Source organism: Thiomicrospira sp. S5 (assembly GCF_003991075.1).
Classification (GTDB): Bacteria; Pseudomonadota; Gammaproteobacteria; order Thiomicrospirales; family Thiomicrospiraceae; genus Hydrogenovibrio; species Hydrogenovibrio thermophilus.
In genome coordinates, this window is record NZ_CP014470.1 from 2,557,593 (window position 1) to 2,574,470 (window position 16,878).

The following is a 16,878-nucleotide window of genomic DNA, read 5'->3' on the forward strand; positions in this document are numbered from 1 at the left end:
GTAACATAAAAAGGCCAAGCGGCTTTGCTTGGCCTAAAAGATTTTCGGCTTATTTTTGCGCCGCTTTTTCCAACATTTCAACAGCCGGTAGTTTTTTGCCTTCCAAGAACTCTAGGAAAGCACCGCCGCCGGTTGAGATATAAGAGACTTTATCCGCGATGTCATACTTGTCGATCGCCGCCAAGGTATCACCACCACCCGCGATGGAGAACGCTGACGATTCGGCAATCGCCATGGAAATCGCTTTGGTGCCTTCACCGAACTGATCGAATTCAAAGACACCAACCGGGCCGTTCCAAACAACCGTTCCGGCGTTTTTGATGATGTTCGCCAATTCAGCCGCTGAATCCGGACCGATATCGAAAATCATGTCATCGTCGGCGACATCCGCAACCGCTTTGGTTTCGGCCGCAGCCGATTCGGAGAATTCTTTCCCGCAAACCACGTCAGAAGCCAAAGGAATGGCCGCGCCACGCCCTTCCATGATTTCGTTCAATTTTTTACAGGTCGGGACCAAGTCGCTTTCAGACAAAGACTTACCAACATTGTAGCCAGCCGCTTCGATGAAGGTATTGGCAATACCGCCACCCACTACCAATTGGTCGACTTTTTCAGACAAAGATTCCAACACCGTCAACTTAGTGGATACTTTGGAACCACCCACAATCGCCACCATCGGACGCGCCGGGTTATTCAAAGCCTTACCAAGAGCGTCCAATTCGGCCGCCAACAAAGGACCAGCACATGCGGTACCGGCGAAAGCGCCCGCACCGTGTGTAGACGCTTGCGCACGGTGAGCCGTACCGAAAGCATCCATGACGTAAACGTCACACAAAGCCGCGTATTTTTGAGACAACGCTTCGTCGTTTTTCTTTTCTCCGACATTGAAACGCACGTTTTCCAACAATACGACTTCGCCTTCCGCAATGTCGAAACCACCGTCCAGGTAGTCTTTAACCAAACGCACTTCTTTGCCTAGCTTTGCAGACAAGTCGGCCGCGACCGGCGCCAACGAAAATTCTTCCGCGTACTCACCTTCGGTCGGACGCCCCAAGTGAGACATCAACATGACTTTCGCACCGGCTTCAGCCGCCATTTTAATGGTTGGCAAAGAGGCACGGATACGTGCATCGGAGGTCACTTTCCCATCCTTAACCGGAACGTTCAAATCTTCACGGATCAATACTCGCTTTCCAGCCAAGTCCAAGTCAGACATTTTAATTACAGACATACTCAGTCCTTTTTTTAAAGTTTAAAAACACTTTTCACAATGGAAAAGCGCATTCGATTGTTAAAAATTCATTTTTCTTTTCGGCACTGAGCCAATACCGACAAGAAAAATCAATCAAAGACCGGATCAAACAACCCGGCCTTTGCGATCACCGGAAACGCTTAGTGCGTTCCAACGTGCTCAACAACGCGCATCATGTTACAAGTGTAACCATACTCGTTATCATACCAAGCAACGATCTTAACGAAGGTCGGATCCAAAGCGATACCGGCTTTCGCGTCGAAGATGGATGGGTGAGAGTCACCACGGAAGTCAGTCGAAACATTCGCTTCTTCGGTGTAACCCAGAACGCCTGCCAACTCACCTTCAGACGCTTTTTTCATCGCCGCACAGATGTCGTCGTAAGACGCTTCTTTTTCCAACTCAACCGTCAAGTCAACAACGGAAACGTCAGATGTCGGTACACGGAAAGCCATACCCGTCAACTTGCCGTTCAACGCCGGCAATACTTTACCAACCGCTTTCGCCGCACCGGTTGAAGATGGGATGATGTTCTCAAGGATACCGCGACCACCGCGCCAGTCTTTCATGGAAGGACCGTCAACGGTTTTCTGAGTGGCGGTCGCCGCGTGAACAGTCGACATCAAACCACGTTTGATACCGAAGTTGTCGTTCAATACTTTTGCAACCGGCGCCAAACCGTTTGTGGTACAAGAAGCGGCAGAAACAATCGCTTGACCCGCGTATTCGTTGTGGTTAACACCGTAAACGAACATTGGCGTGTGATCTTTAGAAGGCGCAGACTGAACCACTTTCTTCGCACCGGCGTCGATGTGCGCTTGACACGTTTCTTCGGTCAGGAAGAAACCAGTACATTCGATGACCAGGTCGGCACCCACTTCGTCCCACTTAAGGTCAGCCGGGTTACGTTCAGCGGTGATGCGGATGGTTTTACCGTTCACAACCAAGTTACCGTCTTTCACTTCGACGTCACCGTCGAAACGACCGTGTACGGAATCGTACTTCAGCATGTATGCCAAATATTCAGGGTCCAACAAATCGTTGATGGCAACTACTTCAATGTTTTTGAAGTCTTTTGCAGCCGCACGAAACGCCATACGACCGATACGGCCAAAACCGTTAATACCAACTTTAACTGTCATTCTTATTTACTCCTAAAATACGCCAGACCCAACCGGTAAACCGGCCAGGCCTGGTAAAAAATGAAATGGGTTATTTACCAAGTACCTTGTTCGCCGTCGCCACCACGTTCTCAACAGTGAAGCCGAACTCTTTGAACAATTCACCGGCTGGTGCAGACTCACCGAAGGACTTCATGCAAACGCAATCACCGTCCAAGCCAACATACTTGTACCAAGACTCGGCCACACCGGCTTCGATCGCAACACGCTTAACGCCTGGGATCAACACGGAATCACGGTAGGCTTGATCCTGCTCGTCAAAGGCATCGGTAGACGGCATGGAAACCACACGGACTTTCGCGTCCATCGCTTCAGCGGACTCAACCGCCAAACCAACTTCAGAACCGGTCGCGATGAAGATGATGTCCGGCGTACCGTCACAATCTTTCAGGATGTAACCACCCTTCTCGATGTTCTTCACTTGCTCGGCCGTACGTTCCATCGGCGTCAAGTTTTGACGAGAGAAGACCAAAGCTGTCGGCGCGTCACCGCGCATAACCGCCAGTTTCCACGCAACCGCAGACTCAACCGCGTCGCACGCACGCCAAGTTTGGAAGTTTGGAATCACACGCATGGTCGCCATTTGCTCGACCGGTTGGTGTGTCGGACCATCTTCACCCAAACCGATGGAATCGTGCGTGAAGACATAAATCGTACCGATTTTCATCAAGGCGGACATACGCAAAGCATTACGCATGAATTCCATGAACATGAAGAAAGTACCGCCGTAGACTTTGAAGCCGCCGTGCAGAACCATCCCGTTCATCATGTGTGCCATACCGAATTCACGCACACCCCAAGACAGGTAGTTACCGTTTGGATTCGCATGATTCACTTTCACCGTACCGGACCAGTTGGTCAGGTTAGACCCGGTCAAGTCAGCCGACCCGCCGAACATTTCCGGCAACAATGGCCCCATGGCTTCGATTGCGTTTTGAGACGCTTTACGAGAGGCGATATTTGGCATTTCGTCTTGTGTTTTTGCGATGAACTTATCCATTTCCATTTCAAAGTTCGCCGGCAATTCACCCGCCATACGACGTTCGAATTCCGCCGCCAACTCTGGGTATTCAGCGCGGTAAGCTTCAAACTTAGCGTTCCACTCGGCTTCGTCTTTCGCACCTTGCTCTTTATGATCCCAACCTTCGTAAACTTCTTCCGGAATCACAAACGGCTCGTATTCCCAGCCCAGGTTTTCACGCGTCAATTTGATTTCTTCGTCACCCAATGGAGCGCCGTGACAATCGTGGGTACCGCACAGGTTCGGAGAACCGAAACCGATTGTCGTACGTGTACAAATCAAAGAAGGCTTGTCGTTAACGGACTTGGCTTCACGGATCGCTTTATCAATCGCGTCGGCATCATGACCGTCAACGTCGCGAATGACGTGCCAGTCATACGATTCGAAACGTCCGGCAACGTCACGTTCCATCCAGTCGGAGATGTGACCGTCGATGGAAATATCGTTGTCATCCCAGAAAGCAACCAGCTTACCGAGACCCAAAGTCCCAGCCATAGCCGCTGATTCATGAGACAGGCCTTCCATCAAACAACCGTCACCCATGAAGACATACGTGTAGTGGTTAACGATGTCGTGGTTTTGTTTGTTGAATTGCGCCGCCAAAGTACGCTCGGCAATCGCCATACCAACCGCGTTGGTGATCCCTTGCCCCAACGGCCCGGTCGTGGTTTCGATACCGTCGGCATAACCGTATTCCGGGTGACCTGCGGTTTTCGCATGCAATTGACGGAACTGCTTGATGTCTTCCATTCCTAGGTCGAACCCAGTCAAATGCAACAACGAATAAATCAGCATGGAGCCGTGACCGTTCGACAAAACAAAACGATCGCGATCGGCCCAGTTTGCATTAGTCGGGTTGAATTTCATGTGGTCATTCCACAGGACTTCGGCGATATCAGCCATCCCCATCGGCGCGCCTGGGTGACCAGACTTGGCTTTTTGGACGGCATCCATGCTCAACACACGGATCGCATTGGCTAGTTCTCTACGAGTTGACATTGGCAACTTCCCTCAAGTTATAAAAATTCGGTGTCTTATCCACTTTAATTTTTTGGCCTTTTTGACCCATTTTGAAAGCGACAAGTGCAAAATTGGACGAACATTTTCTCTCAAAATGACAAAATCATCAAGTTTTCTTATCTTTCTATCGTGAAATAACCACTGGGAAAAATTGGATTTTTTCGCGATTATCCTGATGAAAATCAAATCGAAAACAGCGGTTCAAGCCGCTCGGGGTATATGATGCTTTTCATTTTCACGCATTATTTGAAGGTTTTATGAAAGGCAACGGCAGGATGAAATAAATTCCTCAAAATCTATGCTAGAATCGGAATGGCTTGACGTTTTCCCTTTCCAGACAAGGAGTTCGCTATGCCACTTAGACTGAAAGACCTCGTAAAAACGGCCAAAGCCAATATTGATGAAATCACTTGCGACCAGGTTGAAGACTACCAGGCGCAAGGTTACAAAACCCTCGATGTCCGCGAAGCGGCGGAATACCTCGACGGCACCATCCCCATGTCACTTCATATCCCCAGAGGCATTCTGGAACCCAAATGCGACATGTGCTTTGAAGGGCACGAATCCGAACTGTCGGATCTGAACCAGCCTTGGATCATTTTCTGCCAGGCCGGTGGACGCGGCGCACTGGCCGCTTACACCATGAAGCAGATGGGCTATACGAATGTGATTAATCTCGCCGGCGGGTTCAATGCCTGGAAAGCCTTCGGCGGCCCGATTGAAACCCCGCCGATCGAAGACGGCCTGATCCGTTGCGACCACCCTTGGAACCCTGGGTTCCAAGGCGAGTAACCCTGACCTTAGAATAAGATTATTTAGGCCGCTTCAGCGGCCTGCTTCCTGGCCTGTAACCGGTCGTGGAAATTTTCATACAGCGACAAGGTCGCCGGAATCACCAACAGAATCAATAAGGTCGAGAACATCAACCCGAAGGCAATGGACGCTGCCATCGGAATCAGGAATTGCGCCTGCAAGGAGGTTTCAAACAGCAACGGCGTCAAACCGGCAATGGTGGTCAAAGAGGTTAAGAATACCGCGCGCACCCGTTGCACCACCGCTTCCTCCAACGCCTGATTAATCGCCATCCCCTCTTCACGAAGCCGTTTGTAGAAACTCACCAAGATAATAGAATCGTTGACCACGATGCCGGACAAACCGAAGAAACCGAACAACGACAGAATTGTCATATCGATGCCCAGCACCCAATGCCCCATAATCGCCCCGATCAAGCCGAACGGAATCGCCATCATCACCACCAACGGCCAGCCATAGGACGCAAACACCCAGGCCAGCACAATGTAAATGGTCGCCAAGCCGATCAGCAGCCCGATTTTCATATCGCCGATGGTTTCCGCCTGATTGGCGCTCTGACCTTCCAGTGAATAACTCAATCCGTATTGCGCCACCAACGCCTTCAAGGTCGTTTCCTGAAGCTGGGCTAAAATACGATTGGCGTTATTGACGCTCTTATCCACTTCCGCCTTGACGGTAATGGTCAAACGGCCGTCCACATGACGCACGGCATCAAAGCCTTGCTGGTTTTTCCATTTCGCCACCGAACTCAGCGGCACACTTTGCCCGTCCGGCGTCATCACCTGCATGCTGCCGAGCGTGGCCAGTTTGGCCTGTTCGTCGCGCGGATACTGCACCCGCACCTCCACTTCATCTTCGCCATCGGTGAAAATTTGCGCCAACCGCCCGGAAAACGCATCCGCAAGTTGCTGCCCAAGCGAGGCATAGGTAAAGCCCAACGCCTGACCTTGCGGCGTCAATTCATACACCAGCTGATCCCGCCCGTACGGCAAATCGTCCTTCACCCCCGATACACCGGGAATTTGCGACAACACCTGCTGTAAATCCAGAGACGCCTGTTTCAACACGCCCGGCTCCGCGCCCCACAAACGAATATCGATGTCGCTGCCAGGCGGTCCGTTACGTGGCGCTTCAATCGACAAAACGTCCAGGCCTGGGACTTTTCCGGCTTTTTCATGCCACATCTGGATGAACTCGGCATTTCGGGTTTCACGTTGGTCGGATTCCACCAGCTCGATATTAATGCCCCCGAAGTTGGCTCCAGTCTCGCCGTTATTGGTTTCGTTATGATGCACCACCGCCGTTTTGACAATGCCCGGCTCCAAGGTTTTTTCGGTTTCCAGCAAGGCTTGATAAAGCTGATCAACGTAACGCGTCGTCACTTCCGGCGGCGTGCCCGCGACAAAACGCACATCCGCCAGCAAACGGGTCGATTCCGGCGACGGGAAAAACACAAAGGCAATTCGCCCTCCGGCCAAAAGACCGATGGCAAAAATCATCAACGCCAATGTCGACGCCAAGGTAATGGCACGGTGCGACAATACCCAACGCGTCAAACGACGGAACTGCACTTCCCGGAAATGATCGATGGCGTTGTCCAGCCGATAACGAACCGACCCTTCTTCCGGCGGTTTGATGTTTTTGAATGCATGGCGCAAATGCCCCGGCAACACCGCGAAACTCTCCAGCAAAGACGCCATAATCACCGCGATAATGACCAGCGGAATCGCAAACAGAATGTTCCCGATTTCCGCCCCGATCAACATCAAAGGCACAAACGCCGCCACCGTGGTGATGGACGACGCCGTCACCGGCGCCAGCATCCGATGCGCGCCGCCTTCAGCCGCTTCCAGCGCCGGCTCGCCCATTTCATAATGGGCCAGCGCGTCTTCACCGACCACAATGGCATCATCGACAATAATCCCCAAGGCCATAATCAACGCGAACAGACTGATCATGTTGATGCTGCCGCCCAGCAGATACATGATCATCAGCGTCGCCATAAAGGAAATCGGAATCCCGACCGCCACCCAGAAGGCGACCCGGCCGTTCATAAACAAATACAGAATCAGGATTACCAGAATCAAACCGCCCACACCGTTGTTCAACAACAGCATGATCCGCTCGTTCACCAGCGCCCATATTTCATCGTAAACTTTCAACTGAATGCCGCTCGGCAAGGTCGGCTCGGTTTTCGCCAGCCAGTCCTGCATGATTTTCGATGATTTCAGCGTATCGCCGGATTCGGCGCGTTGCAGTTTCATCTCAATCGCCGGATGCCCCTCCACCATAATGATGGACGCATTCTTTTTCGGACGGCGCTCGATATTGGCGATGTCGCCCAACAGCACATTCTGGGTATCGGACACCACCAACGGCAACCGTTCGAAGTCCACTTCATTGCGTCCCTGTTTGATGGCCCGCAAATCGCGCACACTGTCGTCGTCCCCCACCGAACCGGCCGGAAAATCGCGACTCATGCCCGCCAACTGATTCGACACATCCTGCAACGTCAGACCGTAATTCTCCAACGCCTGTTGCGGCACTTCCACCGCCATTTCCTCTTCCGGCATGCCGACGTAATCGACCTTATCAATGCCTTGATCCAGCAACTGACGCTCAAACTGCCGTGCCAAGTGACGCAATTCTTTCAAATCGCCGTTATCGCTGATCAACAACAAACGCGCCACCATTTCATAACGAATCACCCGACTAATCATCGGGGTTTCGGAGTCCTGCGGCAGATTACGCAATTCATCGATCTTCTGCTTCACCTGATCGACCGCCTCGATCATATTGGTGCCTTCCTTGAACTTCAACGTAATCGACGAAATCCCCAGCGCCGAGGTGGACGTCATTTCATCCAAGTTGTCGATATTGCGAATGACGCGCTCGATCGGGTCGGTAATGGAAGTTTCCACATCCTCGGCATTCGCGCCCGGCCAAACCACCTTGACCGTGGCATAATCGAGTTCGAAATTCGGGAAAAATTGCACATTGAGCTTCATCAGTGCCACCAAGCCCAACAGAATCATGACCATCATCATCAGATTGGGGGCCACTTTATGGCGGGCGAAAAGCCCGATGAAACCATGAGATTTAAACGACGTTTTTTCGGGATGATATCCCTCGTAATCTTGCGGGTGCTGGTCCGGACGAACAATGTGAGACATCTATTCCACCACCGATACTTTCAGGCCATTGATGGCATTCGGTAAATGCGTGGTGGCGACCTGAGCACCATCCGGCAAATCGCCGCGCACCATCGCCCAAACCTGACCGTCCACCATGACTTCGCCGACGTTTTGAATCGTCACGCTTTTCAACTGCCCGTCAACGACGGTGTAGACACGGTCGGCACCGTACAACGCAGAATAAGGCACCGCCATCACATTCGGCACCGGCTGACCGTACAGATTCACTTGCCACAAATCACCAGGCCTGGCGGTTTTGGCCGTGGCCGGTACCGCAAAGAAGGCATCCAACCCGCTTGGCGTCGCTTCTCCCGCCAGACGCTTCAATGGCAGTTTATAAGCATGGCCATTGAGTTTCAGCTCCGCTGCCAACGTAATGCCGTCTTCGATGGCATCGTAGACTTTATCCAACTGGAACCCCGGAATCTTGGCCCGCAATTCCAGTGAATCCAAACCGTAGAAAGAGACCATTGCGGCATTGGCCGCGACTCGGTCGCCTTCCGCCACCGAGACTTTCGCTATCCGGCCATCGTAAGGCGCAATAACGTTACCGCGCTCACGGTTGATTTCGGCCTGCGCCAAATTGGCCTTGGCCTTTTCCAAGCGCGCTTCCAACTGTGCCACTTTGGCTTTATTTTCTTCCACCGCCAATTGCGCCCCCACAACGGTGTATTCCTGTCGCACCATCGCCTCTTTGGAAGCATCCAATGTCGATTTGGACACCAAATCTTTTTTAATCAGTTGCCCGTTGCGCTTCACATCATCTTGTTTGATTTTCAAAACGCGCTTTTCCTTATCCAACCGCTTGCGATTCGCTTCATACAACAACCCCTGAATGCGCAATTCGGCTTCGGTATCCGCCACATCCGCCTTAGCAATTTGATACGGCAATTCAATATCGGCTTGCGCCAACGCCACCAAGGGGTCACCTTTTTGAAACGCCTGCCCCTCTTTCACCGGCAAGCTGGCAACCACACCGGCCACCGGTGCCGCCGCCGTCACCAACGCATTGGATTCCACGGTACCGTACAACGAAATCACCGGCGCCAGCGTCTCGGCCTGCACCGTCATCGCCGTCACCGGCCAGACTTTCTGCTGCACCTGCACCGGCGGTTGGGCCGGCTTGGTCATTTTTAAAATCGCAAATAAGGCGATTGCGCCCAGCACAATCAATAACGGCACCAACCCTTTTCGCATTGTTTTCAGTTTCTGTAATACCGCCATGAAGTCCTCTTTCATCCTCGACATTCACGCCCACCACACAGGGCTTGCCGGATTTCTTAAGCAAACAAGAGTCCAGATTATAATGTATCCATTTTGAAATACGTAACCCATGCGACATCGTCTCAATAAAAAATACTAATCACTGGTCATTCAAAAAATCGCGACGCCAGGGCTTGCACCCACTCTATATATAAATAGAATTTATTAAGAGATTATTATTTTCAATAACCTTATTTTTTATAGGAGAGATAGGTATGAAAAAGTCAGTACTCAGCATTGCATTGCTCACGGGAGTGGCTTTGACCGCTCAAGCCAACCAGCCTAGCGAAGCCGAAGCGCGCGGCCTGGTCAAGGATTACATGAGCCAGTTGAAACCGGCCCTGATGAAAAGCATGAAAGAAGGCGGCCCGGTGAACTCGATTGACGTCTGCCACACCAAAGCGCCACAAATCGCACATGACCTAACTCAGAAAAGCGGCTGGAAAATCAACCGTGTCAGCTTGAAGCCACGTGCCGTGAACGCCAAACCGGACGCTTGGGAAAAAACTGTTCTGGAACGTTTTGACACCCAACTAGCGGAAGGGAAGCCGATTAAAGAAATGGAATTTTCACAAGTCATCATCATGAACGGTGAAAAACAATACCGTTACATGAAAGCCATCCCGACGGCGGCGGTCTGTTTGAACTGCCACGGCACGGACGTACAACCGGCCGTCAAAAAAGCCATCAGCGAATACTATCCGGACGATCAAGCGGTCGGCTACTCAAAAGGCCAAATCCGCGGTGCTTTCAGCTTCACCAAAGCACTGTAACCGGCATTGCAAAACCGGCCAGGCCTGGTCGGTTTTCACTTTCAACCCCGTTTTTTACGATTTCGACTCCACTTCCCATTGATGATGCCCCGGCTTGTTTCGGAAGCTGACCGGCTCCTGATGAATCATCACATCGGCATTATCGAAATTGCGGCGTAGCTTTTCCGTCACCTCTTCGGCGATTTGATGCCCCATCCATAACGAAAGATGGTCATCCAGCTCCAAATCCAACTGAATAAACACCGTCGGCCCGGAACGGAAAGTCCGTAAATCATTAAACCCGCGTACCTGCGGATGGCTCAACACAATATCGCGAATTTCGTCGCGCATGCTGTCCGGCAACTCGCGGTCCAACAACTGATTACCCGACGCCACCGCCAGCTTCACCGCTTGCCAACCGATCCAAAGCCCGATCAGCAACCCTAACGTCGCATCCACCCACAGCCAGGCCGACAGCAACAAGCCCACCATTACGGCGAAATTGGCCCCCAAATCGGACAGATAATGCAGCGAATCGGATTCAATGGCGGTGGAGTGGGTTTTGCGAATCACATAACGCTGAAACATCACCAACGCCAACGTGAGCGCCATGGAAAACAACATCACCCAAACCCCCAAATCGGCCTCGCGCACCGCTTCCGGAAAAAACAACCGGTCCAACGCGTGCAACACCAGGTACAAGGCCGAACCGGCAATGAACACACTTTGCGCCAGAGACGCCAAGGGTTCCGCCTTACCGTGCCCGAGCCGGTGTTCGTTGTCGGCCGGCATTTGCGCGACGTGCACCGCGAATAAAATCATCATCGAGGCCACCACATCCACGGCCGAATCCAGCATGGACGCCAAAACACCGACGGAACGAGTTTCCCACCAGGCAAACGCTTTTGTCACCAGCAATACCAACGCCACGAAAACCGACACATAGGTCGCGTAACGTGTGAGTCTCAATGCACTCAAGAAGTCATCCTCATATCGAAAAACCACCAGGCCTGGTGGTTTTGAAACAATTCAACCTAAACAGTAAAAACCAGTCAAAACGAACAATAAAAATGATTATCAATTCAGACAGGAATCAGCTTACCGCATCTTGCCCAGAAATAAAATCCTGAATTAAGTGGTGTCTTTCCGCATCAATCGCCCGGCCGATGTCGGCACCTTGCACGCCAGTCGCGAGTATGGCTTGATTGTCGACCCGGTTGGCGGCCTGCGCCAACGCCAACCAAAATGGTTTCTGAGGATACGGTTTCTGCTCAAATCCCAAGCGTCCTTTGGCATCGGCTTCGCAAGCGGTCAACAGCTTTTCAAAGGTCGCCAAATCCTTCAGCGCTCCGCAAGCGGTCAACGCTTTCAGATACGTTTTCGGCTTCAGTGCCGGGCGGCCGTCGCTGTCCAGCCCTTTATGAATCAAGCCGTGGAACTCGGTCACTTTTTCCGCAAACTGCTGCTGTTTTTTCGGCACACGATAGCGTTCGCAAAAGGCTTTTACCAACGGCACGCCTGCCTGCTCATGGCCGTGATGTTTCGGCCAAAACTCCGGCGGCGTCACGCCTTTGCCCAAATCGTGCAACAAGGCGCCGAGCCGTACCGACAAGTCGTCCGACAGTTGAGCCGAGGCATCCAGCACCATCATGGTATGAATCCACACATCGCCTTCCGGGTGATATTTTTCCGGCTGGGTCACGCCGTGCAAGGCGTTTAACTCCGGAAACAAAACCGCCAGCGCATCGACCAGTTCCAGCGTCTCAAAAAACACGCTCGGCGTGTCGGTATTCAAGGCTTTGACCACTTCTTGCCAGACCCGTTCCGGCGTCAAAGCCGACAATTCACCCGACGCTGACATGCGTTGCATCAGCTCCGCGGTTTCCGGCGCCAGTGTGAAATCGAAAGGTGCCAATTTGGCGGCAAAACGCGCCACACGCAACACCCGTAATGGATCTTCTTCAAAGGCATCCGACACATGACGCAACACCTTATCCTCTAAATCTTTCTGCCCGCCATAAGGATCGATAATCGTCCCGTCTGAATCCTGCGCCATCGCATTAATGGTCAAATCTCGACGGATCAAGTCCTCATCCAGCGTCACCGTCGGATCATACGACATCTCAAAACCGTGATACCCCTGCCCCACTTTGCGCTCCATTCGGGCCAGAGCATATTCTTCTTTGGTTTTGGGATGCAGAAACACCGGAAAATCCTTGCCGACCTGATCGAAACCTTGTGCCAGCATAGCCGACGGCGTCGCGCCCACCACCACCCAATCGTGGTCATAGACCGGAATACCGAGTAACGCATCTCGCACTGCTCCGCCGACTAGATAGGTTTCCATAGTGTCCTCATTACATTCAATCCTGCACTCATCATAAAACAAAAAAGCCGTCGAATGACGGCTTTTCTTGAAAGGGTTCAGAACCGGATCACACCAATTCGTCGGCGTCTCGACCCGCTTCCTGACGATAAAAGTGATAACGCTCGCGCAAGTTGCTCGGCGCGATATAAGGCGCCAGCGTATGGTCGACACTGGTCGGCATGAAGCCGAAACGCGTTTCAAAATCGTTTTCCGACGTTAAATCCGACTGCATCAGCTGCAACTGCACCTTGGACACGGAACGGAAAGGCGCCAAAGGCCCTAAGGTGCTCATAAAACGCGCATTCAAGGAACACATCGGCAAAACAATGGCATCTTCTTTCATCATCATGTCTCGCACCAGACCCGCCAAATCTTTCAGGGTCATGCGCTCTTCACCGACCAATTCGATTTTCGCACCGAACGCGGCTTTATCATCAATACACATGACCAACGCCTTGGCAAAATCCTTGACCGATAGCGGCTGCACCGCACGCCCGGCATTGGCGACCGGCAACACCGGCAACCATTCCAATTGCGCCTTGAAGCGGCTGGTAACTTCATCACCGTCGCCCAGCAATAGACCGGCACGCAAGATGGTCACTTTCGCCGATGCGATCGTATGCATAATCGCATCCGCTTCACCCAGCTTATACAACCAGTCATGACGGGCATTCCCTGCATCGGCGCCGATTTGGGAAAGCGACAGCACACGCTTCACGCCAGCGGACTCAACCGCTTTTTTGATTTGCTGATTGACCTGAACCAATTCCTTGTCGACCACGGCCTCGGTCTTAGCGGTCATGTCTGCGGTCAGATTGACCACAATATCCGCCCCTTTCAGAATGGCTTTTAAACCATCGGTCTGTAGCAAACTGTCCAGTTGCACCAAACGGGTCTTTGGAAAAAGCAAAAACTCACGGAAACGCTCCGGACGTCGAACCACGACGGAAATCTCATAGCCGTTTTTTGATAATTCGTTCACAACGGAACGCCCGACAAAACCGGTTCCGCCCAGTACAACTACTTTATTGCCCGTCATAACCTTTCCCATTTTTAATTGATCGGAAGTGAAAACAGCCGGTAAGAATAAAGAAATTCCCCCTTGAGGTCAAGAATTTAACAACGGAACCTCTGATTGAGTCCGTTTGAAATTCTGCGTGACTTAAAGCCCGCTTATTCTAGGCGTGGCTCGCCGAACCTAGTCATTCTAAGGCCAAGAGCACAACCACGAAGAAGAGGGCTTTAAGCCTCGCCCGAAGGGGCTTAGCCAAATTTCCGACTTCTGCGTTATCATTTTTCGAGGTATCCAGATGGCACTTCAAAATAATGCCTTGAAGGCGAAAAGTTGGCGTTGCCAGAATCCAAACGGACTCAACCAGAGGCTCCCTGAGAATCCAGCTCGCTTTAAAAGAAGATTTTGTTAAAATAGCGCGATTTTACAGTCACCCGTTTTCAATAAAGGACATGCCGATGTCATTAACCCTATCCGCTTTCAAAAGCCCGAAAAAAGAAGAACTTTATCTGTTCGTCCCCAAAGAAGACGGACTGGAAAAACTGCCGAACGAATTGCTGGTAATGTTTGGCGAACCCACCCATGTCATCGATTTTGAACTGACCGCCGAGCGTAAAATGGCTCGAGTGGATGCGGAAGAAGTGCGCCTGTCGATCGAAAGCAAAGGCTATTTCATGCAGATGCCACCGTCCGAAGTGGAAAAGATGGGTGACATGCCCGCGCCGCCGGAGCATCTCGACAATATTTTTTAAACCGGTTCACGACAACCAACCCCGCAATTCCCGACCATCCGTTTAAATACCCGATTGTTTCAGTCGGGTATTGATAATTCCGGTTTTCTCGTTAAAATAGAACGACACAACCTATTCGGTTTCTCTCGCGACATTTCTTCGCAGAGCGAACCGACATCACGTACGAATTTCAAACCGTTTCAACGATTAAACTTAAAGGAATGCAAATATGGCTTTCACTCTTCCAGATTTACCTTATGATTACGACGCTTTGGAAGTTTCCATCGATGCCCGTACCATGGAAATCCACCACACCAAACACCATAACACTTACATCACCAACCTGAACAACGCCATCGCCGGCACCGAAAACGAAGACAAGTCATTGGACGAATTGATCGCCAATGCCGGTTCGATTTCACCTGCGGTTCGTAACAACGGTGGTGGTCACTGGAACCACTCTTTCTTCTGGGAAGTAATGACCGGCGACAGCATGGGGGCGCCAAACGGCGCTTTGGCCGACGACATCAACGCCACTTTCGGTAGCTTGGACGCCATGAAAGAAAAATTCAACACCGCCGGTGCTACGCGCTTCGGCTCCGGTTGGGCTTGGTTGACGGTGTCCGCCGACGGCAAATTGGAAATCTCTTCCACACCAAACCAAGACAACCCGTTGATGGACGTTGCCGAAGTCAAAGGTACGCCAATCCTAGGTTTGGACGTTTGGGAACACGCTTACTACCTGCGTTACCAAAACCTGCGTCCGGCTTACATGCAAGCTTGGTGGGATGTGGTGAACTGGAATAAAGTTTCCGAGTTGTACACCGCCGCAAAAGGCTAATGCCTATCCGTCATCGGCTAGCCCTTTGACGGTCTCATAAAAAAACCCGCTTCGGCGGGTTTTTTATTTGTCTAAACGACTGCATCGCGCTGATTAGTGCAAACACAAAATATCCGGACGACTTTCTGCGTCCGTCACCATTCGCTCCAAACACTCCTGCACCAAGGTACTGGCCGCTTCCATTTTCTGCAACGCCAATTCCATTAATTCGAAATCGCCATTTTGATAGGCTTCCACCACATAGCAAGCTTGCAGATGCACCTCTTCATGCGGTGTCGCCAAATCCGCGTAGCCATCCAGTTGCGAGTAACACTGAACCCCTTCACCCTCGTAATACCATTGCCCCAAGGCACAATCAGTGTGCTCGGTCAATTGCAGAGATTCTTCCGGCAATGACCCCATCAAATACTGATACACCCGCATTTTATAAAGCAAATGATCCAGCTTGACCTTGTTAGTAAAGCTGCGCAAGGCACTGGAAGCAATCACCCCGCTCATGTCTTCATTGCGGCCAATCAATTCGGACAAAGCCTGGGTCGACTGTTCACTGAAGGTATTCAGTTGGGTCATTTCTTCCCGAGCATCGTTCATTTGCTCACGGGAATGGCCGATTTCTTTCTGAATCAGCGTCACCAAACGTGAAATGTCCCGCGTGGCGGTCGCGGTCTTTTGTGACAGGTTTCGTACCTCGTCCGCCACCACCGCAAACCCGCGCCCGGCTTCTCCCGCGCGCGCCGCTTCAATGGCCGCATTCAACGCCAACAGATTGGTTTGTTCGGAAATCTCGGTAATCATCGAAATGATGCCATCAATCTCCACCGCACGGTTGCCAAGTTCTTCCGACGCCGACGCTGCCTGATACATCAGCTCAGCCAGATTTGTCGATTTGGAGTGAATGTTATCCACCCGGTCGCGCGTCGTCGCCGATAATTGGGTGGACGCTTTAATGCTGTCACGTCCGTCCATCAACACTTGACCTTGCTGCAGCAAACCGCCCTGAAACCCTTGCAGGGAATCGGCAAAAAACCGCATCGAATAAAAGACTTTATTGCATAAATCCAGCTGGCGGGCTTGTTCGGGATCAAAAGCGGGCGCGTCGGTGACTTGAATCGATGATGTGTGCAACTGTTCCAATTGTTCCGTCAGCGCCAGGTTTTCATTCTTTAAGCGCTTCAGTTCCTCTTCTTGCTTTTGATAAAGCGTTTTATATTTATTATTGAAGAACATCCTAATGCATTCCTCCTGAATTACATGTTCTATTGAGTCGTCTATTGATAAGCAGAAATCACTAGCAATTCCCGTACCGGAAGTAGTTTACCTAAAACCCTGACCACGGGGGCAGGATTCTGCGTCAGGCCGAAAAAACCGGGGGGCAGATACAAAAAACCCACCAGGCCTGGTGGGTTTTCACTATCGACATTCAAGCGTCA

At 51.5% G+C, this 16,878-nt stretch carries 13 protein-coding genes; 4 read left to right on the top strand and 9 right to left on the bottom strand.

The window, feature by feature from the left end:
- Window positions 1–49: 49 nt before the first annotated feature.
- The 3 genes from AYJ59_RS11935 to tkt all read right to left on the bottom strand — a co-directional run bounded on the left by AYJ59_RS11935 (window position 50) and on the right by tkt (window position 4,453).
- Window positions 50–1,231, bottom strand: coding sequence for a phosphoglycerate kinase (locus AYJ59_RS11935; protein ID WP_029939540.1), 1,182 nt, complete (start codon window positions 1,229–1,231; stop codon window positions 50–52).
- A gap of 161 nt (window positions 1,232–1,392) precedes the next feature.
- Window positions 1,393–2,394, bottom strand: a complete 1,002-nt coding sequence (gap, locus tag AYJ59_RS11940) for a type I glyceraldehyde-3-phosphate dehydrogenase (RefSeq protein WP_029939539.1) — start codon at window positions 2,392–2,394, stop codon at window positions 1,393–1,395.
- Between the two features lie 70 nt (window positions 2,395–2,464).
- On the bottom strand, window positions 2,465–4,453 hold the full coding sequence (tkt, locus tag AYJ59_RS11945; RefSeq protein WP_127120192.1) for a transketolase: 1,989 nt from the start codon (window positions 4,451–4,453) through the stop codon (window positions 2,465–2,467).
- Between the two features lie 372 nt (window positions 4,454–4,825).
- On the opposite strand from tkt, the gene AYJ59_RS11950 reads away from it, so the two are divergent.
- The gene (locus AYJ59_RS11950) at window positions 4,826–5,266 is read left to right on the top strand and encodes a rhodanese-like domain-containing protein (RefSeq protein WP_127120193.1); all 441 of its coding nucleotides are present in this window, start codon (window positions 4,826–4,828) and stop codon (window positions 5,264–5,266) included.
- Window positions 5,267–5,289: 23 nt separating this feature from the next.
- On the opposite strand, the gene AYJ59_RS11955 is transcribed toward AYJ59_RS11950, so the two are convergent.
- A complete protein-coding gene (locus AYJ59_RS11955) occupies window positions 5,290–8,460 on the bottom strand; it encodes an efflux RND transporter permease subunit (protein ID WP_127120194.1) in 3,171 nt (1,056 codons plus the stop codon).
- The gene (locus AYJ59_RS11960; protein WP_127120195.1) at window positions 8,461–9,705 is read right to left on the bottom strand and encodes an efflux RND transporter periplasmic adaptor subunit; all 1,245 of its coding nucleotides are present in this window, start codon (window positions 9,703–9,705) and stop codon (window positions 8,461–8,463) included. It abuts the gene before it with no gap.
- A 254-nt stretch (window positions 9,706–9,959) separates the two neighbouring features.
- Between AYJ59_RS11960 and AYJ59_RS11965 the strand changes: the two genes are divergently transcribed.
- The gene (locus tag AYJ59_RS11965; protein WP_127120196.1) at window positions 9,960–10,517 is read left to right on the top strand and encodes a Tll0287-like domain-containing protein; all 558 of its coding nucleotides are present in this window, start codon (window positions 9,960–9,962) and stop codon (window positions 10,515–10,517) included.
- 54 nt (window positions 10,518–10,571) lie between these two features.
- Here AYJ59_RS11965 and AYJ59_RS11970 read toward each other — a convergent pair whose 3' ends face one another.
- From AYJ59_RS11970 to AYJ59_RS11980, 3 genes are all read right to left on the bottom strand, one after another.
- Window positions 10,572–11,474, bottom strand: a complete 903-nt coding sequence (locus AYJ59_RS11970; protein WP_127120197.1) for a cation diffusion facilitator family transporter — start codon at window positions 11,472–11,474, stop codon at window positions 10,572–10,574.
- Between the two features lie 115 nt (window positions 11,475–11,589).
- Window positions 11,590–12,843, bottom strand: coding sequence for a multifunctional CCA addition/repair protein (locus AYJ59_RS11975; protein WP_127120198.1), 1,254 nt, complete (start codon window positions 12,841–12,843; stop codon window positions 11,590–11,592).
- Window positions 12,844–12,931: 88 nt separating this feature from the next.
- Window positions 12,932–13,903 (bottom strand): NAD(P)H-binding protein, encoded by a 972-nt coding sequence (locus AYJ59_RS11980; RefSeq protein WP_127120199.1) that lies wholly within the window; start codon window positions 13,901–13,903, stop codon window positions 12,932–12,934.
- Between the two features lie 431 nt (window positions 13,904–14,334).
- Here AYJ59_RS11980 and AYJ59_RS11985 point away from each other — a divergent pair, with 431 nt between their 5' ends.
- Together AYJ59_RS11985 and AYJ59_RS11990 are read left to right on the top strand one after the other, a co-directional pair.
- The gene (locus tag AYJ59_RS11985; RefSeq protein ID WP_127120200.1) at window positions 14,335–14,628 is read left to right on the top strand and encodes a YcgL domain-containing protein; all 294 of its coding nucleotides are present in this window, start codon (window positions 14,335–14,337) and stop codon (window positions 14,626–14,628) included.
- Window positions 14,629–14,836: 208 nt separating this feature from the next.
- On the top strand, window positions 14,837–15,448 hold the full coding sequence (locus tag AYJ59_RS11990; protein WP_127120201.1) for a superoxide dismutase: 612 nt from the start codon (window positions 14,837–14,839) through the stop codon (window positions 15,446–15,448).
- 93 nt (window positions 15,449–15,541) lie between these two features.
- Here the strand turns inward: AYJ59_RS11990 and AYJ59_RS13140 are convergent, their stop codons facing one another.
- Complete coding sequence (locus tag AYJ59_RS13140) at window positions 15,542–16,675, bottom strand: methyl-accepting chemotaxis protein (RefSeq protein WP_127120202.1); 1,134 nt, start codon at window positions 16,673–16,675, stop codon at window positions 15,542–15,544.
- Window positions 16,676–16,878: the final 203 nt, after the last annotated feature.